Source organism: Vibrio sp. A37, from assembly GCF_059777565.1.
The window spans coordinates 12932-33523 of the sequence record NZ_JBLNLI010000022.1 but is presented as its reverse complement, the minus strand read 5'-3'; the positions used below and the strand labels follow the sequence as shown (position 1 = coordinate 33523).

The 20592-nt window shown below is 38.9% G+C and carries 23 protein-coding genes and 1 pseudogene; 10 read left to right on the top strand and 14 right to left on the bottom strand.

Translation table 11 applies throughout. From position 1 onward, the window contains the following. Positions 1-38: 38 nt before the first annotated feature. Together ACM2FC_RS21220 and ACM2FC_RS21215 are read right to left on the bottom strand one after the other, a co-directional pair. On the bottom strand, positions 39-320 hold the full coding sequence (locus ACM2FC_RS21220) for a DUF1496 domain-containing protein (protein WP_498483052.1): 282 nt from the start codon (positions 318-320) through the stop codon (positions 39-41). Positions 321-989: 669 nt separating this feature from the next. Next, positions 990-1178, bottom strand: coding sequence for a zinc ribbon domain-containing protein (locus tag ACM2FC_RS21215; protein ID WP_498483051.1), 189 nt, complete (start codon positions 1176-1178; stop codon positions 990-992). Between the two features lie 158 nt (positions 1179-1336). Between ACM2FC_RS21215 and ACM2FC_RS21210 the strand changes: the two genes are divergently transcribed. The 3 genes from ACM2FC_RS21210 to ACM2FC_RS21200 all read left to right on the top strand — a co-directional run bounded on the left by ACM2FC_RS21210 (position 1337) and on the right by ACM2FC_RS21200 (position 4729). Then, entirely contained in the window at positions 1337-1492 is a 156-nt protein-coding gene (locus ACM2FC_RS21210; protein ID WP_498483050.1) for an IS1 family transposase, read from the top strand. A 323-nt stretch (positions 1493-1815) separates the two neighbouring features. Further along, positions 1816-2457: a TetR/AcrR family transcriptional regulator gene (locus ACM2FC_RS21205; protein WP_498483049.1), complete on the top strand. Its 642-nt coding sequence runs from the start codon at positions 1816-1818 to the stop codon at positions 2455-2457. Between the two features lie 469 nt (positions 2458-2926). After that, a complete protein-coding gene (locus tag ACM2FC_RS21200; protein ID WP_498483048.1) occupies positions 2927-4729 on the top strand; it encodes a hypothetical protein in 1803 nt (600 codons plus the stop codon). Here ACM2FC_RS21200 and ACM2FC_RS21195 read toward each other — a convergent pair. Together ACM2FC_RS21195 and ACM2FC_RS21190 are read right to left on the bottom strand one after the other, a co-directional pair. After that, positions 4726-4917, bottom strand: a pseudogene (locus ACM2FC_RS21195) (tyrosine-type recombinase/integrase); the annotation flags it as partial. The gene ACM2FC_RS21200 and the pseudogene ACM2FC_RS21195 sit on opposite strands and share 4 nt — an antisense overlap. A gap of 82 nt (positions 4918-4999) precedes the next feature. After that, the gene (locus tag ACM2FC_RS21190) at positions 5000-5164 is read right to left on the bottom strand and encodes a hypothetical protein (RefSeq protein WP_498483061.1); all 165 of its coding nucleotides are present in this window, start codon (positions 5162-5164) and stop codon (positions 5000-5002) included. Here ACM2FC_RS21190 and ACM2FC_RS21185 point away from each other — a divergent pair. Continuing rightward, a protein-coding gene (locus tag ACM2FC_RS21185) for an IS1 family transposase (protein ID WP_498483047.1) occupies positions 5093-5778 on the top strand; the annotation gives its coding sequence in 2 pieces (ribosomal slippage) (positions 5093-5330 and positions 5330-5778; 687 coding nt in all). The genes ACM2FC_RS21190 and ACM2FC_RS21185 overlap by 72 nt on opposite strands. Positions 5779-5982: 204 nt before the next feature. Continuing rightward, a complete protein-coding gene (locus ACM2FC_RS21180; protein WP_498483046.1) occupies positions 5983-6207 on the top strand; it encodes a hypothetical protein in 225 nt (74 codons plus the stop codon). Positions 6208-6587: 380 nt separating this feature from the next. On the opposite strand, the gene ACM2FC_RS21175 is transcribed toward ACM2FC_RS21180, so the two are convergent. Then, positions 6588-6923, bottom strand: coding sequence for a DUF2913 family protein (locus tag ACM2FC_RS21175; RefSeq protein WP_498483045.1), 336 nt, complete (start codon positions 6921-6923; stop codon positions 6588-6590). Between the two features lie 455 nt (positions 6924-7378). On the opposite strand from ACM2FC_RS21175, the gene ACM2FC_RS21170 reads away from it, so the two are divergent. After that, positions 7379-8593 (top strand): hypothetical protein, encoded by a 1215-nt coding sequence (locus ACM2FC_RS21170; RefSeq protein ID WP_498483044.1) that lies wholly within the window; start codon positions 7379-7381, stop codon positions 8591-8593. A gap of 91 nt (positions 8594-8684) precedes the next feature. Beyond that, the gene (locus ACM2FC_RS21165; protein WP_498483043.1) at positions 8685-8828 is read left to right on the top strand and encodes a hypothetical protein; all 144 of its coding nucleotides are present in this window, start codon (positions 8685-8687) and stop codon (positions 8826-8828) included. Between the two features lie 154 nt (positions 8829-8982). Here ACM2FC_RS21165 and ACM2FC_RS21160 read toward each other — a convergent pair whose 3' ends face one another. The 4 genes from ACM2FC_RS21160 to ACM2FC_RS21145 all read right to left on the bottom strand — a co-directional run bounded on the left by ACM2FC_RS21160 (position 8983) and on the right by ACM2FC_RS21145 (position 12239). Further along, on the bottom strand, positions 8983-9558 hold the full coding sequence (locus ACM2FC_RS21160) for a DUF2913 family protein (protein ID WP_498483042.1): 576 nt from the start codon (positions 9556-9558) through the stop codon (positions 8983-8985). Positions 9559-10000: 442 nt separating this feature from the next. After that, entirely contained in the window at positions 10001-10174 is a 174-nt protein-coding gene (locus ACM2FC_RS21155; protein ID WP_498483041.1) for a hypothetical protein, read from the bottom strand. Between the two features lie 227 nt (positions 10175-10401). Beyond that, positions 10402-10893 carry a helix-turn-helix transcriptional regulator gene (locus tag ACM2FC_RS21150; protein ID WP_498483040.1) on the bottom strand — a complete coding sequence of 164 codons (492 nt, stop codon included), beginning with the start codon at positions 10891-10893 and terminating at the stop codon, positions 10402-10404. Continuing rightward, positions 10890-12239 (bottom strand): type II toxin-antitoxin system HipA family toxin, encoded by a 1350-nt coding sequence (locus ACM2FC_RS21145; protein ID WP_498483039.1) that lies wholly within the window; start codon positions 12237-12239, stop codon positions 10890-10892. The genes ACM2FC_RS21150 and ACM2FC_RS21145 overlap by 4 nt, the downstream gene beginning before the upstream one ends. A gap of 189 nt (positions 12240-12428) precedes the next feature. Between ACM2FC_RS21145 and ACM2FC_RS21140 the strand changes: the two genes are divergently transcribed. Both ACM2FC_RS21140 and ACM2FC_RS21135 read left to right on the top strand, forming a co-directional pair. Continuing rightward, positions 12429-12584, top strand: coding sequence for a hypothetical protein (locus ACM2FC_RS21140; RefSeq protein WP_498483038.1), 156 nt, complete (start codon positions 12429-12431; stop codon positions 12582-12584). A gap of 353 nt (positions 12585-12937) precedes the next feature. After that, on the top strand, positions 12938-14452 hold the full coding sequence (locus tag ACM2FC_RS21135) for a hypothetical protein (protein ID WP_498483037.1): 1515 nt from the start codon (positions 12938-12940) through the stop codon (positions 14450-14452). A gap of 141 nt (positions 14453-14593) precedes the next feature. Here ACM2FC_RS21135 and ACM2FC_RS21130 read toward each other — a convergent pair whose 3' ends face one another. Then, positions 14594-14770, bottom strand: coding sequence for a hypothetical protein (locus ACM2FC_RS21130; protein ID WP_498483036.1), 177 nt, complete (start codon positions 14768-14770; stop codon positions 14594-14596). A gap of 234 nt (positions 14771-15004) precedes the next feature. After that, entirely contained in the window at positions 15005-15652 is a 648-nt protein-coding gene (locus tag ACM2FC_RS21125) for a TetR/AcrR family transcriptional regulator (RefSeq protein ID WP_498483035.1), read from the bottom strand. 396 nt (positions 15653-16048) lie between these two features. On the opposite strand from ACM2FC_RS21125, the gene ACM2FC_RS21120 reads away from it, so the two are divergent. Next, positions 16049-16918 carry a bile acid:sodium symporter family protein gene (locus ACM2FC_RS21120; RefSeq protein WP_498483034.1) on the top strand — a complete coding sequence of 290 codons (870 nt, stop codon included), beginning with the start codon at positions 16049-16051 and terminating at the stop codon, positions 16916-16918. Positions 16919-16955: 37 nt separating this feature from the next. Here ACM2FC_RS21120 and ACM2FC_RS21115 read toward each other — a convergent pair whose 3' ends face one another. The 3 genes from ACM2FC_RS21115 to mobI are packed head-to-tail and all read right to left on the bottom strand — an operon-like array spanning position 16956 to position 20447. Next, entirely contained in the window at positions 16956-19526 is a 2571-nt protein-coding gene (locus ACM2FC_RS21115) for a helicase HerA domain-containing protein (protein ID WP_498483033.1), read from the bottom strand. Beyond that, a complete protein-coding gene (locus ACM2FC_RS21110; RefSeq protein ID WP_498483032.1) occupies positions 19460-19933 on the bottom strand; it encodes a hypothetical protein in 474 nt (157 codons plus the stop codon). Before ACM2FC_RS21110 ends, ACM2FC_RS21115 begins: the two co-directional genes overlap by 67 nt. Positions 19934-19943: 10 nt before the next feature. Then, positions 19944-20447 carry a conjugative transfer protein MobI(A/C) gene (gene mobI / locus ACM2FC_RS21105; RefSeq protein WP_498483031.1) on the bottom strand — a complete coding sequence of 168 codons (504 nt, stop codon included), beginning with the start codon at positions 20445-20447 and terminating at the stop codon, positions 19944-19946. Positions 20448-20592 lie beyond the last annotated feature (145 nt).

Here is a 20592-nt window from a genome sequence, read left to right as displayed (position 1 = left end):
ATTTTTCTTAAAGTTTGGTTAAAATAAACACAAAGGCTTTATTTGTTCTCAACCCATTCATATGTATAATAATGCCCCGATGTATAAAAGGGTCCACCGTAACTTGAATTAAGATTAGTAGGGTATTTGTTGTTAGTCGTTAATTTTTTGGAGCATTCTAATGCTTTCCCTGACACTCGTATAATGCTGCCAAGGCTATAGACTTTACCGTAATAATAGCAATACTGACCCGTATCACCTTTATATATAGATTTTGAATAGGATATTGGTGAAATTATATAAATGAAAATAAAAAAAGCAAGTTTTGAGAATTTAATCATATACTTTTTAAATTAAATAAATAATCAATAACCGTTATTTTATACTAAATAAAAATAAAATCTTCCGTTCTGAATACTGATATCTACTTGAGTTCTCATAGCCTAACTATTCGTCTCTGCCAAAATTCTCGGCCATTACATCAACTCTTTGATATAAGTTATCATTCCATATTTGAGAAGCGGACTGACCGCCATCGAAGTGCCAATTTTTTGGTCAAACTAAACCTGTGAGAAAGTATGGAACGAACTCTACCGGACACCAACATTTTCATTGCTTCGGTTGTAAAGCACATTCCAACTCGATTATACCTATAAAGCCTAGAAACCAAGCATAAAAGAAAACCGGTTAATATCGGGCTGATTAGTGCAGAATTACGCGATGCTGGACGTATTTTGAAAGTGGGATACTACACCGTCGTGCGCACTCTAAAAACACCAGCAGAGACAAGTAACCTCATCCGATTCGAAATACCAAATATAGAGCTTGTATGTGAAGTCTATGAGCAGTATCTACTCGTTGGAAACTGACATACTCCTCCCCATAAATGAAGAGGATTCTTAGTTCATCACGCCTTCACTAGACTGAATTTCTCCAATCCTCGATCCAGTCGCTCCTTAAGCTAACCCCGTCAGCCCGACAGTTTTTATATTTATTACTACGTTAATATTTCAGTCATGGTGTGTCTTACATTCAGCACACACCCAATCACGGATATTCGTCGGCATTGATTCACTCACTGAACCACAACAGCTACAACGTTTAGAGCTTGGAAACCGCTGTTCAACTTCAGCAATAGTACGTCCCGCCCATTCTGCTTTATAGTGGAGTTGGCGAACAAACTCGCCCCAACATCGCATCAGAGATGTGCTTTTCTAGTTCTAGATTTCGGATCATGTTCTTCACAGCTAACGATTCGACACAACAACTTGGTTTTCGTTGATGAGTTTGCGAGACAATTTATGGAAGTTATCAAGTCGGCAATCGACAATTTTAGCGTGTAGACGCATTTTAACTCATGCATTCGAGAATACGGAATGCAGAAATCCTCAAAAGCCTACTCTGTTTGTTATCTCCTTCCACCATCAATTTTTTCTGCAAATATGACCTTCGAGTGTACTCATCCCACGTACCTTTTACCAAACATATGTTTGGTAAAAGGTACACTCAGTAAAAACTTAATACTAAGAGCTCTGTAGAAACGACTGGTTCGAGAGATAATAAGCTTTTCAAAATCAGAGTCGATCCAAGACAAAAGTAATTGGAACATTCATTGAGCGAGAGTTCTATAGATTAGCGTCATGATCCTAACTCTAGCTAGTCTATGCATTCCAATATGGAATTCATTTATCAAAATATTAAAATTGATCGAAACTATAGCTTTTGATTAATATATAAATCAAAGTCAGCTGGGATTAAAACTAAATTTAAACAATTAGTAATATCCCATAAAAATATATTTGCACATTTATAATTTAATGCTTTAGGATATTTATAATGCTATCTACAAATAAAAAAACCAAAGTTGGTAGACCTTTTAAAAATAGTATAGATGTTAAATTTGAATTGGCCAATAGTGCAAGAATTCTTCTTTCTACACTCCCTTACGATAAGATATCTATAAGAATGATATCCAACAAAGCCAAAGTAAGCAGTTCGCTGGTTAAGTATTATTTTGGAAGTAAGCAAGGCCTATTTGAATATATCATAACGGATGCTACTGGAAGGCTTTACTATGAGATTTTGCGTATTCACGATCAATTTAACAAAATAGAAACAGAAAAAACCATCACCTCACTTACTATTATGTTAAAAAGAAATTATCATGATATTAAATTTATTTTTCTTGCTACAAAATTGGTAGATAACTCGCTTTGGCGAAAATTCTTGGAAGAAGAATTACAGTTACTTATAAGTGTATATAAGAAAGTCATTACTAATATATCCAAGCACGGGCTATTGCAAGATAATATTGATCCATTTTGGGCGGGATTATCTCTAATAAGTTTGATTCTCTATCCATCTAGTATACCTCCACTCCTACTCAGCTGCTACGGTATAGAGCATAGCGATAATTTCGATGTTCAGATTTTCGAACATAACCTTAAGATACTGAAAAATGGGTTAATGAACTTCTAGGTTCCTCCCATAACCTCCCTTTTAAACGCCTTTTTAGTCTTTAAAGCGACAGTTTTGTGATTTTGGATAGTTCATTCATCCACGGGTAAACCGTGGTTTTCTGTATCAACAGAAAAAATAGTTTGTAAACTAACCTATTCATGCTTTTCAATTAATTAAAACTGTTATGCCACAATCAAAGGAGTTGGGGTGATACGGATCGTTTATAAAAGGGAAATTGAATTTTAGTTGAGAAGCGCCTTATTTTTAATGAGTGGAAACATCGATAAATAAGACATCAATTAAACTATGCAACGAAGCCCCACTTATAGTCACTCTCATACTTCACTTGCGCAACTGGCGGTGCAACATTGAAAGAGGGAAGATATGCTCAAGTCAAAATTGATGATTAAGTAAGCACGTTAACAAAGCCGCATCGCAAAGCGAGTGGCCTACTCTTCAAAAATACATAACATGAGAATATATAAAAATGAATGTTGAAATAAAAAATAGCATTGTATCTTGTAGGAAATATTTAAAATCAGTACATACCTTATATAAACCTATTGTTTTTTCTTTTTCTGATCTCAACCCAATCGTTTTTGACTACAAATCATCTAAATTTAGTTATATCAATGATTTATACACTAATAATCGTCATAGTAAATATTTCAAAGAAGCTATATCAATAGCGAATAAATTCGAACATTATCTAATAAAAAATAAAAGCGATCTATCGATAGATATTTTAGAATTAATATCTAAATCATCTAGTACAACTGTGGGGTTTAGGCGCACTAGGGGAAACGATCTTTACTCAATGACGATGAAAGTTGAAACTTTTGGCACTAGTATGAACCCTTCAGAGTTAGGTAAGAATCAGATAGATGAATTCATAAGAATAATAAACTCTCGTTTCCCAACCAATCTACATGTATACAACAAGGCAACTCCATTTAGATTCTTAAAATTGGAAGAAAAATATAATAATGAAAGAATAGTATTAGAAAGAAAGATAACTTCTTCCTTTGCCATTAAATATGCTTTCAATGAGGAAAATACACTTTATTTCATAGAAAAGCTACATGAAATACATACGTCAATAAATAAATACAATAAATATAATAGTAATAGTAATAGTAATAGTAATAGTAATAGTAACTTTACGTTATCGCCATCTGTTAGCCAAAATTTAGAAGAAATATCAAACCTACTATTACAAATTAGCTTAAAATTATCACAAAGAAACCCATTAATTAGGCCTGAGTATGTTAATTCTAGAATCAAAAGAATAATATCGATTATAAAAACAAACTCAAATAAAACGAAAGATTTTTTTATATTAAAAGAGATCTCAGTTCTAATAGAATCTGTTTTATGCAAAGAAATTGGTTTGCGAAAATTATTTAAAATAAAGGACAAAATATTAGAACTATCAAATGAAACCTTTTTCAATAATGGTCTATCTTCTGTTTTCTCTCACAGAAAAAGTTCAATACCACCCGATGATGATTTGTCACCATATAAAAATTCAGGGCAGTTACACATGGCAATCTCTGGTAATGAATTAAGATCAGCTATAGATTGTATGATTGAATTTCTTAATAAAAAAGGAAGCTACATGAATCTTAATAGATATCGTGTTCCATTAACTGATTTTGAAAGGATAACTTGCTTTATACAATCACTACATACGCTCCATCCATTTCCTGATGGTAATGGTAGGTCTATTGTTTTTGCACTGCAAAATATACTTCTAGCAAAAAATAATTACCCATTCAGTATTCATTATGAGTCTGGAAGAGCTGTAGGCTTGAGTGGATTGATACCTACAAAAAAATCAGAATATGCCTGCGAGGTTGCATATGGATGTATAGTTAGAATGTATTTGGATGCATTACCTAAATTAAATTCTGTACCATTCTTAGAAATTATATCCTTTATTTGGTCCCATTCAGAACCAGGTAACCCTTTTTTCTCTGAAAAGATGTTCAATGATATTGCAAGTCACGGATCACTTTTTAAATTGAAATATTTTAACTGTACTAGTCACATTTGTCATAATTCCAGCATTTCAACGCATGGTTCTTTAAATGGAACGAATGCAATGAATCGTATTAGAGCTAAATACCTTAATTCAAAGACTGACGTTTTAGATTATATTGAAAAAAAAAGGTTTTCTGAGTTTGGAGTAAAAAGTTGTATCGAAGAAATCAATAACCCATCTGAAGATGGTTTAGCTGATCTAAAGGCCTTTTTTATGAACAACCCTGAGTTGGGAATGAGTGACTAACGTTTCTCATGGTCTGAATAAGGTTGAATCAGTGCATCATCAATATTTTGCTTTTTTAGCCATGTAAACAAGAAGTGTCTGAGTTGATGTGGGGATATCGGATGCGTAATTCCCGCTTCTTGAATGTACTTAGCTAATATTTTTCGGACTCCCCTATCGCTATAATGTGGCCTGATCCCTGATTCAAATAGATATTTCGTAAGGTGGTGGCAACCATCACCTTACTTTACCGCCAGCTTATACTTTTAGCCGAAGCTGGTCAGGCTAAGCTTAATTGAATACAGAGTAGATTCCCTCGGGCCATGACTCAGAACGGTTGAAATGTGCTAACATAGCCTGCTGATTTCTCTTTACTTTTAACTCATGGCTACCATCCAAGTTCAATGTCGCTTCTGCAATAAAACTGAACCCGTCCGTAAACATGGAAAGGGACATTCAGGCTTTCCTCGCTTCAGATGTATCGAGTGTAGAAAGAGCTTTCAAATCGATTATGTCTATGAAGCTCGTAAAGAAAAAATTGTAGAAATGGCAATGAATAGCTCTGGCGTTAGGGAAACAGCCAGAGTCTTGAATGTGGCCTACAACACTGTATTGAGCACTTTAAAAAACTCTCGCCAAGGCAAGTAACCTCGATACCTTTCGATAGAGCAAACATCAGTCTAATCTGTGAAGTCGATGAGCAATGTTCTTTCGTAGGTAATAAGAAACACCGTCGTTGGCTTTGGTATGCATGGGAGCCGCGCTACAAACGTGTCATTGCTCACGCATTTGGTAAACGTAATACGGATGCGTTGAGGTCGTTACTCGCTTTACTAAAGCCGTTCGACATCCGCTTCTTTTTTACTGATGACTTCAGTGTCTACACGAAAGAGTTACCAAGGGCAAAGCACGTTGTAGGTAAAAGGTTCACTCAACGAATTGAGCGAACCAATCTGACATTACGTTCAAGATTGAAACGACTCGTGCGTAAAACGATCGGTTTTTCAAAATCAGAAGAGATGCATGACAAGGTTATAGGGACGTTTATCGAGCGGGAGTTCTATTGGTGATTCAACCGATTTGAGTCACGACCGAACGCACTCAGTGGAAAATTACAAGGTTTTTTCAGGAGGTCGGAAGGGCTTTCTTTGTCGGTCTGATGACAGTATTGAACCTACAGTGAATGCACTAGGTGCAAAAACTAATACTGAGTCGATAAGCTGTATATTAAATAATACGTCATGCAAACACCTCACTCTAATGGGGCGAAGGTAGTGGTTGATGAAATATCAAATAAAAGCAGAAGTTGTGAGATTTTTGAAAGTTCACTTGGTAAATATAGGAAGCTTGCAGGTGGTTCTCTTGAGTTGAATAGTGAGAATGGGTTAGGACTGCAACATGATGATTTTAATGATATAATGCGTATGTCCTCTGGTGAATTATACTCAAGACTTAATCGTGGTGTTTCTTGTGGATCCTGGAATTCAGGTTCAGATTGAGTAGTGAAGCAGTTTCTGTTTTGTTTTGGAGGATTCAAATATTGAATTCCCAATTATCGAGAAGCCTATTGAGCGACAATTAGATTGGCCAGTTGATCTGGCCTTCCGTCGCCTGAAACGCAACACCTGTTATAAACTATCTCTTCTAAGGAAAATCGTACAAATGAGCAACATGTTGGCTAATTTTTGTGCTTTTAATCCTATGTTCAACGTCTACGAACGGGGGGATTGTTTATTTTCTGGGGCCCTCGTCCTTGATAAAAAGACATTGAAATTTCTATGCATGGACTCGCGCCAGCATCAGAAACTTTCACTCGGTTTTGCAAGTATAAAAATTGGGAATGTTGAGTTGAGTCTCGTATTTCTTAAAAGAAGTGATATTAAGCAGGATGCAAAAGCATATGCGCTTGTTTACTATCGGCATTCCACTCCTGCATTTCAGCCCTAAATGCTTGCTGGTTGTTAATGATGTCTATTAGGGTAGGGGCCTGTTCTGATTGTAGAAGCATTGATATCGGTGCCACTTGTTCTTTATTTTCAAAACAATGCTCAATATGACCTTCTAGAACATACAATACTTCAGGTTTCACCTTTTTGTCTGGTTCGAACAGCAGGGATGGAAATCCTTTTTCCTCATCTAAATAAACCAATAAGTCATAGAGTTTTTGAACTCCGTCGAATTCGCAGTTTTTGGGCACATTGAGAAGTTCGTACATTCTTTTTTCTATATTCTCGCCTTTTTTCGGCCAATTTAAATCATAACGCTAATGTCTTCTTAACATTTGACCAAATTTTTTGCTTGAGCTTGGGTTTAATGCGGTGAAGGTTATATCTAACGTTTACTCAAAGCGAGGCTTAGCCTCCACTGTATGTTGTTAGATTTGCTTTTACTCAGTTCAAAAGCAGTTGATACGGGTGGTAGACAAAAGTTCAAAAGTTCAAGAGGTCATGGGTAGCTTGGATAGGTTGATTTTACGTATAAATTTATCACTTGCCCAATTTCATCGCCGCATTTTTTAGAGCATATTCGAGATAATGATAATTATTATCTATTTGAAATCTATCGCTTATTCGATTTGTAAATAAAGTTATAGTTTGAAGTTGGTCACGTTATTTCCATAAAATAATTATGTATTTACTGTCAAATGCATTGATTTTATGTGAGGTAAAAATGCCCAGTACCAAACCTATTAGTAGCAAGATGTACAATCAGCTAGCTAACTCTCCGCAGCTGCAAAAAGATGGATACGATCAAATAGATGAAACTAACAACAATCTTACATATGCGTACGAAGCGACTGCTTTTGGTAGTGAAGTATTATACCTGTCGAATCATTACGGTCATGTAGGCCGCATGATTTTAACTCGTTCTTTGACGATGGTTGGTTATTTGAATGGAGGACTAAACGCCGTGGTCGGTTATGGCGGTGTTTATGTCAATCGTAAAAAGCTCCAAGAGCAAAAAAAGCTGACTAATGATTTAAAAGCGTTACAGAAAAAGTTAAAGCAGGCACCAGTTGTATCTATAACTAGTGGACTTTTGAAAGGTGTAGGGACAAGCAAAACCAATACCCAAATTGAGCTTTGGATGGGAGGTGGTATTACTACCTTGCAGACCGCTGTATTTATCGCGACAACTGCGATACTCACTGTTTCTTCTCCAGTGGGTTGGGCTATCACTGCAGGTATAGCTCTTTTTGCCAATGGATATTTGATTTGGAAAGCTTATAAAAGTTATAAGCACAATAAAACTAAAGAATATTTGCTTGATATGATGACTCACCCTGTTCCAAATCTTAAAAAGCAAAAGCTACGTATCAAAGAAAAAATATCAAAATACAAAAAATTAGATATGCAAGCAAGAGGGTCTAATAATCCATATAAAAAGATATACAGAGACAAAATAAAGTCTTATGAGCAACAACTTGCTTCAGTTAACGAACAAATAGAAAATCCTATGATTGCTCAGAAAGAAGCTCATGAGCTGCTCATCTCTACTAGCGCTAAATTTGCAATTTATGCCTTGGTTAATAATTTATATGCCAACGATAAAAAGATTAGATTCGAGTCTGGTAAAATTATACAAACTGTATTTTTGTCAAAAATTAATTCTGGCAAGGATATAAAAGCGCACCTGAAGAATTTCAAAAGTGCCGGTAATGCTCTCGAGCAGTATAAGTCACTTGTAGATTTGATGGGAATCGGACGAGATTTCATGAAAGGCGATCATCATATGACACAATTTCAACAATCGCGACAATATTTAGGTTACGTTGACATTCTCGCTATACCAGATGAAGAGCTCTCCAAACCGATGATGCGAATGATATATGACGAAGTTCTCAAACCAATATGTTTTGCACCTTTAGAGAATTATTTAAGCTAACACCACATAGGCATAAGCGATTGTTTATCAAGCCGGACAATCGTCCGTCTGCTGAGTGCCTAGTTGTATAGAGAGTCGGTGAGGATGGGGTATGGAAACCAGATATATTCGAAATGCATGCACTCTTCGTTTTGACGATGCGGCTTGGCTAACCAATGCTGCATTGTCAAAGTTGTGTCCTAAAATGTTCCATGAGTTATTGAATATTAAATTGGAGTCGTCGAAGCCAATTTGACTACTCCAAGTTTTCAATAGGGGGAAATAAGTAAAGAACTTCGGAGTAGGTATTTTTCGGAACTCGCGCGAACATCAGCAAATTTCGCTCGGTTTTGCACGTATGACAAGTACAAATTTTGGATTGAGCATGGTGTTTCTTAAAAGAAGTGATATTAAGCAGGATGCAAAAGCATATGCGCTTGTTTACTATCGGCATTCCACTCCTGCATTTCAGCCCTAAAAGCTTGCTGGTTGTTAATGATGTCTATTAGGGTAGGGGCCCGCTCTGATTGTAGAAGCATTGATATCGGTGCCACTTGTTCCTTATTTTCAAAACAATGCTCAATATGATCTTCTAGAATATACAATATTTCTGGTTTCACCTTTTTGTCTGGTTCGAACAGCAGGGATGGAAATCCTTTTTCCTCATCTAAATAAACCAATAAGTCATAGAGTTTTTGAACTCCGTCGAATTCGCAGTTTTTGGACACATTGAGAAGTTCGTACATTCTTCTTTCTATATTCCCACCTCTTTTTCGACCAATTTGAATCATCACACGGACGTCTTTTTTAACAATTGACCATGTTTTTTGCTTGAGCTTGGGTTTAAGGTAGCGAATGAGTATTTCATTACGTTTCTCAACAGTTAAAAAGCGCTCTGAGTTAGCGACTTGTACCAGAAGGTGTAAAAGGGAGTTTGTTAAAACACTGCGTAAGCTTTGATAGTACTCGAAATCTTTAATGACCATGTTCTATTTGTAGTTATTAAACACATAGCGAATATGGGGACTATCGCTTACTTTTCAACCTCCTACTATCGAGTCTGGGATATTAAAGTTTGATCACTAACACTAACAGTCAAGAAGTAAGGAGGGATTGGTGTGGATGCACTTGATATAAAAATAATAGAAAAAATCAATATGCAATCATAGACATTATAATGAAAACGTTATAGTCTTGCTCGCGCAGGGGGCTTGGTGAGTTCCGAGCAGTAGATAACAGCACATAACTACAAAAAATTCATTAAAAACTATGTGCAAAAATACGTTCTGGATTGTAATTGAAGAGGCGACAGAGCAAAGAGTAATTGGCTATCTCGTATTACTTTGTGAGTTACTACACGAAGAACTTTCCAAAGCCCCCTCACAAGTTAAATATCTATCTTTCTCCGAACTCTCTTTATTGATTTGCTTAATGCCGCAAATTTTGTCTCTGATGTTTCTCCATGTCAGCGGCTAGCTGCCAGCCTATATCCCATTTTTCTTTTAACGTCGTATTAGTGTGTGGGTTGTTCTCGTATTTTATGCCTTGATAATATGCATTGGCACCATCTTGAATGATATCGCTATGCGGTTCTTTTTCCATTTTGTAACCTGTGGGTTTTGTTTATTTAGTGTGGTTCTATGGGGCTACTTTCTGAGCTAATAAACATTATTATTCGCGTTGCCTAAGTAATCACTATGGGCAAATATTCTATATACTCTCTTTCGGTGGTGTGTAGAGTCTTTCTCCGGATTTATTGTTGTTAGACTCATATACTTTGTTACTCGAATTCAATGGAGAGGCATATCGCACTGACTCAAAAAATGAGGTCATGTATCTTTGGTATGTGCCGCTCTCAGAATGCGCTCAAATAGTGAATATAGAGTTTGGGGAGAGGATGGAATCAACCCCACCTTCAAACCAAATGGACGGAAAACTTTGTTCAAAATATCGGTAGTATAGCTACCTTTATCATTTTCTATATCCGAAACGGTTTTTCTAGATACCTTAACGAGCTTAGCGAAATCGGCTTGTTGTAGGTTAAGTAAGTCAACACGAAGCGCTCTCAGAGTTTGCCCTTGAGTTAATTCACCAAGCAGTAATTGCTCGATGATTTCTTTCATCATAGTACTTCGCTCTTCTGCGCTAATTGCAGAAGAACGCTTCGAAGCGTTCTTTTTAAACTTCATCGAAGCTGTGGGGGTGGCGCTAATGTTTACCGAACCAACCATCCCTGAACTATCCGGTTTTCTGGTCGCCTTTAGGCGAGCGACTGTCTCACTGAGAGACTCCTTTGTGGCGTCTTGTTTCTCACCTTTCATATTAATCCCCACCGTTGTATTTTATCGGCAACAAAATTCAGACCAATAGCTGGCATCTCTAAAATCTGCTCTGGCACGCCTCTACTTGCTAACCGCTTCTTAAGACCAAGGCACTGCTTAGCCACAATACGCAACTCCCCTAACAATACAGTAGGGGCAACTAGATCGGAAAGCGCTTCTGCGATACCGGGAAAATCATACTCGCCACCGGATTCAAATGGGGCACGCCATTTTGTTGATCGCGGAATCGCTTCTGGGTCGGCTTTCATTGGGGCAAAATCGTAAATCGGAGCCAATTTAATAACCCCATCACCTTTTAAAAACGAAGTGTTTCTACCATGGTTGTCACTGTTGCCAAATAGAATGTTCAGCAAATCGCGTTTGACCCATTCAATAACGAAACCTTGTACGTCGAACTGAAATCCTTGCTCTAATACCATATGACTTTGGGAAATTTTGTTTACGAGCGCCCTTATTGTCGATTCGTGCTCCAATTCTGCGCCTGCCCCTCGTCCCAATATTGAATACACAGACTCCATTCCAAGCCTCACAATCTGGCCTTCATTCACTTGAATATCAAATCTTGGCAGCCACAACGATGGGTAATGTGAGCCTTCCTCGAGACGCATATTGTCTACGGCAATTGTCTCATAGCCCATGTCGGTAAGTTCATGATAATAATAATATTCTGATCGAAGAATGTTACAGTCGACATCGAGCCTTGAACCTCTCGGATATTTCACAAGGTAGTGTCGGTCGAGATTAAAGTTATCGTCTTGATATGTGTCGATCCAAATTTTTTTATCGCTCTTACCACATCGAAGCAGTAACTTTGGAGCTTCTCCTCCTGCCCCCGTTGCTCCCCCCGCTGCAGCGCCTCTTTCTTGCGCATAATCGAGAAAGTCACTGGCTCGGTTCTTTACATCATCAGCCGTGAAATAGAGCTCGTGTGCTAAGGGGTTGTAATCCGGCAAAGACTCTCTTATTCTCAAGTTTCCCACCGGAGACATGGTCCCCCCCTTAAGCAACACAAAGTTTTGCTGATCAGGAGGGAGATCTTCAATGTCGAGTTGCTTGACCCAATATCGCCTACTTGCCCCACTTGGCATAATATCATCCAGAAACTTTAGCCACCCACTCGATCCCATATCATCAAAGAACAAAGAAACCGCATGGTTAATGGAAGGCGCATGCCAGTCGTCTTTGCCAAGATGGGCGAGTGCATAATCGTTGCCGTAGTTGAGTTCAGTGACTCGATAACTTCCGATCTCACTGTTAGGAAATGAAATTATCGCAATATCCAGCCACTCGCCTTGTAAAAAGGCTTGTAAAGTTAATTTATCCATCAACAACATCTCCCCGACATTATGTGTAATATTTTACTCATAAAATCGGAATAACTCAATTAATGTGTAAATAATCACTCAATTGTTCTTCCTATATTAATGATTGAGTAAATTATTACACATTTTATGCCTGGCCAAAATCTAGGTCTTAACTCAATGATGAGGGGCACATCATCTGTGGTGGGGAGTATGGCAAAGAAGAGTGTGCACTTAGCTGCTGGGAGCAATGAAGCAAGTTCCGAAAAAGTTTTTGTAATTACGATACTTGAAGAAAGTGATATCAGTATGGGGATGTTTTTCCTTTTTGTAACCTGTGGTTATCATTTGTTTAATGTGGCCCTATAGGAAACACTTTGGACGATAAAAATATGGTATTAGCGGTGGTGAATATATTGATTCCGATTCTAACTCACTCATTCGACAAAGGTTACTACATTTTTTGTGATTTAGATCGTGCATAAAAATGACAATCAGAACGCTTGTTAAGCATATTGACCTCATATTGTTCTTTAATGTGCAACCTTGCTAATCATTATTTTTATATATATCAAAATCTTGGTGTATAAATCTTGATTATTGCATTTGTAATTGTATTCATCTAGTGGGGTATTTTAACCATTGTTTAACGATTAAAAGTTTGAGAGTTTGCTCAAATGTTATTTTATTGTTTTAACTTGTAAATATAGTAAGGAGACAATTTGCGCAATCCAACGATATACCTCACAGCCGTTAGTCTAGCCTACAGTGCCTTCAACTTCGCTCATGCCGCTCCAATGTCGTTAGGTGTCACGCCTCAGTCTATCGCACTCGCACAATATGGCATCAATGGTTATAAACTCACGATTGATAACCAAAGTGGAGTAAGTAGCACCCTCACGCTTTCTTCAGATCAAATAGACCTTGATACACAATACCAAGCGTCCAACAGCTGTGAAGTGAGTAAATCGTCAAACAATCAATACCTGATCTCTTCAAGTGCGACGTCCTGTTCTATTGTGTTTCATGCCAAAAACGGTCTCTACCCCGGCCAACAAATTGCCAAGGCAACAATAACTGATAATGGTGCCAGTGGTGATGCTCAATCAATACACTTTAAAATCGATACGGAGTTCGCGCTGGGTGGGAAACAGTATATTTTGGACCAAGACTTAACCCGCTCTTATATCGCTTCCACCATTACCCAATATAATCATATTATTTCTGCAAATTCGATTGGAGGCTTTAGCGGAAAAATTGATTCTTCTGACGGTGTGACGGCGATCGCCAGCTATACCGACTCTAATCATCTCTCGTCGCTCATCGCGTCTTTGAGTAATGGAGACATTTATCGATGGGATGGCGTGCATTGGACGAAATGGGCGTCGCTAGGTTTTAACATTACGCAAATATTAACGTACACACAGAATGATCAAGATTATGTGTTTGTTGCTGGAGGAGACGAGTTATGGGAGTACGATGGCCAACACTGGAGCCAGATAACCTTGCCAGAGTTAACTGCTATCCGCTCTCTTTTAAACAAAAATGGCACGTTGTATATCGGAAGTGACTGTGGCTATCAACAATCCAGTAATTGCATTGTTACTGCGCCACTTCCTCTCAACTCGAATTCCAAATGGACGACTCTCATGCAGTCGGATTCTTCACTGAACAATTTTGACAGTGCGGCTAAGCTACTCAGCAATGCGAACGATGATTCCCTGTATGTTATCGGTCAATATTCACAATCAAGTATCGACAATGGTAAACAGCAGTTTATATGGGGCTACTCCAATGACCAATGGAGAGCGATGGACGGTCAAACATACCCGATTGGTGCTCAAGCTGGGACATTGTTTACTTCTCAAGACAATGTTCAAGAACTCGCCTTTCCCAATTATCAAGGAAACGGGTTGATGTTGGAAACTGGCCCTGCCAGTGGAAGCAGTTGGACTGTGTCGGCGATGACTCAGATGTATGCCAATATTGGTGCTGGAAATGTGACCGCGATGAATAGCTACAGTGTCGAGGGCACGCCATACATCACCATGTTGTACAACGTCGTCAATCAGGAGCTCCCACAGGGTCAGAAAACAGGCCACTTTGATTACGTACCTCTTAACCAAGAGGGGCAAACCCAATCATTTCTACCGGTCGGGTTAGGCCCAACCAGTATGGGAGGGATGCCGACCAATATGGATGCAGCCTACCTATTTACTCAACTCTCTTTATCTTAAAAAGCGTTGATGTAGAGACCTGCCCAGAATCGATTTGATTGGTTTTGGGCTATTGAATCCTATGGACTGCTCATTGTGTTACCCAGACTAGACACCGCAGGGCGTTTAGTCTGCAATGGTCAGTTCAATGACAAAGCCCTCTTATTTTTCAAGGGCACTTTGGATGATTTCCCAAACCGATGCTATCACCTTTTTAATGACGGGTATGGCTTCGGAAGTAATCTGTGTAAACAATTCATTTAAATCTGCGCCGGTCGCTAAACCGTAAATCACAGCGCATCCGGCAGCAAACGTGACCAACTTGAGTAAATCAAACATTCTATCCTCCCTAACAGTAAGATGAGCAATCTCATTGAATCATAGAGGGGAATATTTCCTAAATTTCGTCTAGCGGTAGTGTTGTTGGTTACAACCTGACGTTTTGCTACGTAAGTTGTTAACCAACAAACCTTATTGAACCTAATGACTTAACTTTATGTACTCGGTGGGTTCAAGTAACGCGATGACATCAGAAGTGGGAGTGTGTTTAGCTGTGTCGTGATAGTTATCCAGTTAACTTTTATTTGAGAGAAACCCATGGCGCATGACATCAATGTTGTGTTGCAGCAACTCAGCAAGAAACTCTTGGTTCGCCTCTTCATCTAGGTTGAAGCCAAGAGTATCTACAGAGTATAAAAAAGGCGATAAGATAAGACCAATCCATGAAACCCTGCATAATTGCGGTGTCATGCCCTCGCGAAACACACCATTCTCCACAAGCCTAGTTAATAATTTATCGTTAACATTAATGTTGAATTGATTAATAATATCGTTTAAATATTCTTTGTTGCTATTGTGTCTGGGAAACTTCAATATTCTTCGTATAAACTCAGGTAACTTAGGATTTTTTTGAAGCTCATTAAATAGAGTGGTTAGGTATTCAATCAAAGATTGATGGTTCGCATCGATAGACAGCTGTAAGTAAGCCTCATGGATTGGCAATAACATGGACTCAATGACTGCTTCAAATAAGCCATCTTTGTTGCCGAAATAGTATCGGATCAAAGAACTACTGACGCCGGCTTTATCTGCTATTAAGCGCGTTGAAACCTTCTCAAAGGGCATCGATAGAAAGAGAGTGCTTGAACAAGAAACGAGTTTTTCTCTAATGTTACTGTCTGTACCTATTGGGCGGCCGAGTTTTTTTTGCAAAATGGTCATAACCCTTATTTTTAAGTAATCTTGAAAAATTTCGCAGAGTATAAGTGAGTTGCCCATTTAAAAAAATGTTTTATATCATATTTTTATCTTTATTGAATATCGTACTGATTAATATTATTAGTAATTTTAATTCCTTATTTCACAGTGAAAAATCACGTAACTTCATGTTAATTTCTGCGAATATTGAAAGCCAGTTAAGCAAAAATTTAAATAATTTAATAGAATCCTCGCTTTTTATCATTTTTCTTTGCAGCCCGTCCGAAACAAAAGGCACAGAAGAGGCATTGTCCCTTATTATCCAAATTTGGCCAAAGGTATAAGAGAATACGTTATATTTTCGGCTGTCTTCTGGTATAAATAGTGGGTCTTTGTAGGTCATTTACAGGAAGTAAAACTTTGCAGACTTTAGACTTGGTTCGACTTGCTCTGGTAACCATTGCCTTTTCGATGGGGATGGGCCTTTCATTTAGTGATTTTTCTCGAATAATCTATCAACCCAAACCGGTGTTTGTGGGTCTAATAGGTCAAGTCATCCTATTGCCTGTTGTTGCTCTGTGCATTGCGCTATTTTTGAACAACACGTACATCGCTCTGGGTGTGTTGTTGATTGGTGTATGTCCTGGTGGGGCATCTTCCAACTATATGACCTATTTAGCCAAAGGGGATGTGGCTCTGTCAATTACACTGACGTCTATTAGTAGTTTACTCTCTATTTTGTCCGTACCCATTATCTTTAATAGCTTATCAATAGTGGTATTTAGTCAAGAGTCCAGCGTTTATCTGCCTGTCTACAAAACGATAGAAAGCGTAGTGATGTATACGGTGATTCCTGTACTAATAGGGATGTTTGCACGGCGAGTATTCCCTGATATAACCAAGAAACTACAGAGGATTGTGGCAAATTCAGCTTTTTTATTGCTTCTTGGTCTGACACCACCGCTCATTTTTAAATATTCCGATCAGTTATTTAGTGCTCCACTCGAACTCACATTGAGTGTGGGTTTACTCATTCCGATTACTATGGCTTCAGGTTATCTGATTAGTCGAACTTTTGGGCTGAATGCCCCCCAATCTAAATCAATCACTATCGAAGTTGGAGTTCAGAACGTAGCATTAGCTATTTATTTATCTCTAAGTTTGCTTAACGATGTTCGTTATACGGCGCCTTCAATTGCTTACCTAATATTAATGTACGTGTTTGTCCCACTTTTTGTTTGGGCTTGCCGTACAAAAAAATATCCTGCCCTAACATTGGGCAGAAATTAACGTCGCGTATTTTAAATCGAATTCCGCCTATTTATCGTCAAGGTTTCAGCGCCCAAAATGCAGTAGATTCTTGAGCTGTCACCTCTTTTTTACCGTTAATGAAAAGGGAATGGTGTTTTTTTAGCTCGCGAACTTCATTCAATCTCTTGTCCAATTCGGACTTTGACTTGGTATTAAGCAGCTGTTCGACATCTTTCGATTTCGGGTTGTTTAGGCGGTGAACAATCCAAGCAGTCATGTAGTCGCTGTAGCTGTTTTCTGAGGTCTGAAAGTGATCGAGACCCTGAGTCGAAAGTAAACACCCAACGCCAAATTCTCGGCCTTCTTTAAGAATTTTTCGTAAGCTTATGAAATCCTGATTCATGAAGTTATCGGCTTCATCGACCAGTACCAGTTTCTTTAATGCGCGCTCATGGCCTTGAGGCTCGGGTTTTGGTGCAAGGTGCATTTGGGTGTAGAACTGGTCGAGAAGAACGGCCACAATCAGGTTCTGCAGATTTGGATCGAGTCCACCTAAGCTCACCACAACCACATTACCTTCTAAGGTGTCATAAAGGTTCTGGCATAGACGGCCATTTTTCTCAAAAATCTCAAAATCGTACAAATCGGATAGCGCTGAGGTTAACGAGTCTTGCGGTATTTTCTTTTGCGAGTTGTAGATGGCAAAGACATCACGTAACGTCGGCGGCGTGTTATTAAAACTGCCCAGATTATCTTTGTCGATGTTTTTGCTTTCATAGGCGGCAATGATGCAGTTCTTGAGCATTTGCTCTTGTTTGACGCCCAGCTTGAACACTTTGCTCAGCGTTGAGATAAAGACCTTTGCAGTGTTCATAGGCGCCAAACGGTGTTGAGAGTGCAGAGCAAACGGATTGATTTTGAGGTTATTTGGCTCCAATACGGTCGCGCCAGTGGCCGAGATGAACTTATCATCTACGTAATCAGATTTGTAATCGAATATCAGCACACCAAGAGACTCATTGCCGGTGTTCAGCTGTTCTTGCTGTTTAAGTTGAGCGAGAATGGATTTGACTGTTTGAGTTTTACCAGTACCCATGGTGCCAACAATGGCAAGGTTTGGGTTCAAGTACTCATTGGTGTCAGTGGGTGTCCATGTCAGAGCAGAATCGTCAGGTTGGCTGTGCCCGACAGCAATGGATATCGCGTTTGATGTGTTTGTCACCGACGTTTTAGGACAAGGCTCAGGCTTGATCTGTGTGAATGTTTGTGTCTCTTTTGATGCTTTCTTTGAGTCATAGTGCGTTTGTTGGGAGCGTGTGTCTGCTTGGTTGACTTGCTGTGCCTGAGCGGTGTGCTGTAGCAACGTAGAGCTGACCAAGGAAGAGGGGCTAGATTGAATGCTTGATTCCAACTCTTGAGCTGCATTGGAGCAAACGGTTTTAATCTTGGGATCCGAGCATGCTTTCACCTTAAGCGGATGCATTCGCTTCGGGAGAAGATTGTCCAACATACGCGGGGCTGGTTTGTGCTTGTTCAATGTGAACGCTAGATTTTCCTGCATTGCCTCAAACAATTTATCCGGTAGGATTAGGGTTCTCTTTGCACGGGTGATGGCCACGTAGAGTAAATTTAAATCCGTTTCGTCCAGCGGTTTTCCGTTGTGAAAGCTCGCGATGGCCGCTTTAAAGTCGTCGGCCAGCATGACAGTATCAAATTCAAGCCCTTTGGATAGGTGGGCGGTAGATAAGTGAACTAGTGCTTTTGTGGGAATTAGGTTTAACGTCCACTTAAGCGCTGCTATCAGCAATCCAACTTTATCAGGCTCATGTGCTATCCAATTTCCTAACGTTTGTGTTTCTAAATCATGCTCAGACAGCAGCAAGGCTTCTAGGGAGGTGTATTTTTTGTGGGCAGGTGAAATGGCTTCGCCAGAATCATGAAGGCTTATCATGCTTTTAAGTTTACTGAGCGTATTGCCCGCCTTGTTCGATGTGAACACAGCCGACACTTTTGCTTGGTAGCAAGAAACCAGCACATCCAGCAAGTGAATATTGGTATGGGCCAAATACAAAAAAGGCTTGCCTCCATGGTATTCTGAGCCTTTAATAATCTGAGTATCATAGCCTCGCCCATGAATCACTATTTTATCATCGCAGTGGTTTAGTATTTTCGTGGCCAAGCTGGCAATGTTGGGCCCAAATCGAAATGAGTGAGACAAAGGGAAGGCAGGGTAAGGAATGATATCCATGGCATTCACTCCACCACGGAATTGATAAATACTTTGATATTTATCCCCAACAAATATTTGTTGGCAAGATTGTTTTAATATCACACTCAAAAGAACAGGATTGGCGTCTTGTGCTTCATCAAACATGATGTAGTCATAATCAATGGATGGGTCATTCAACTGCCAGTATTTTACGTACGCGTCATGAGAGCTAGGGCAAGGGCTATCAGCATCGAGCATGGCTTTTGAAAAAATCTCACAATGATATACCCAATATTGGAGCAACTCTTCTTTCTGTTCTGGCCGTATTTGTTGATGTTTAACGAGCTGCCCAATAATTCGCTCGGCTTTCTCTACAAGGTGAATGTCTGAAAATTGTCGTGATGCGGATGAAATGAATTGATTGGCCGACGAAAGCACGACTCGCCAGTTATTTGGTATGTCGAGTAATTTGAATTCTGCATGGTTTGTGTCGAACTGACTGTACTTGATGACTGACTCACCACAGTGTTTAAATGGATTTTTTTTAGGAAATTCGATTTGGCTTGTTTATCGAAACTGTTTAATGCAAACGAATGAGAAGTCGCAATATGGACGCTATGACCTTTGAACAACTTACGCGCTTCTTTCTCTAGCGACTTGTTATAACACATATACAGGCCGAGCTTTCCCTCGTGATACTTTTCAATCGCTCTCAGTAGCGTGCTTTTCCCAGAGCCTGCATAAGCGTAACTTTTTATGCTATGTCCTGATTGAACCGCGTCGATAATATTGTTCATTTCATCGGTGAGTTCATGCTCTCCGATGCTTCTAATCGTAACGTCCATCTGATATTCCTTAATAAAGCTGTTCTTTGAACTTTCTAATTGAGTAAGGGGAGGGTTCAACTCTTTCTTTTATAGGGGTGCTCTTGAATTTTTTCTTATCTACCTTGGAGACGGCGATGGCTAAATGATGCATTTTCATCAGGTGTTTTACTTTCACACGAATTTTGGCTAATGCATCCTCCATTTGGAGGATGTATTGCAATTCCCAATCTTCGGCATATCGAAATTGCGTTGCCTTATATTTTCCTGAAGCAGGGATGGCGATGGCTTTTCTAATTCGAATGGTTTTATTGCCTCGCTTAATAAACTGAATACGGAACCATCGTAGCGAAAAAGAACAATCGGATAATTCGATTCGAAATTCATAGTTCGTCGATTCGTTTTGTTTGTGGGCGCTATAGGTTCGATTGATTTCTCGATCAGCGACCAGTTTCATCCATGCACGTTGGATATGAACCGCTTCTGCGTACAATTGGTCGATTTTTTGGTAAATTTCGTCTTGTATCTCATCCATGATTGAAGACCATCAAAAACATTTCTTGGTAAAGGTGTTTTCAACAACCTATACCGTAACAAATGTAGTAACGAATTAAGATGATAATTTGTACTACAAAGTAAAGGACGAATTATTGTAGTATTTTGGACTAGATATTTAGATG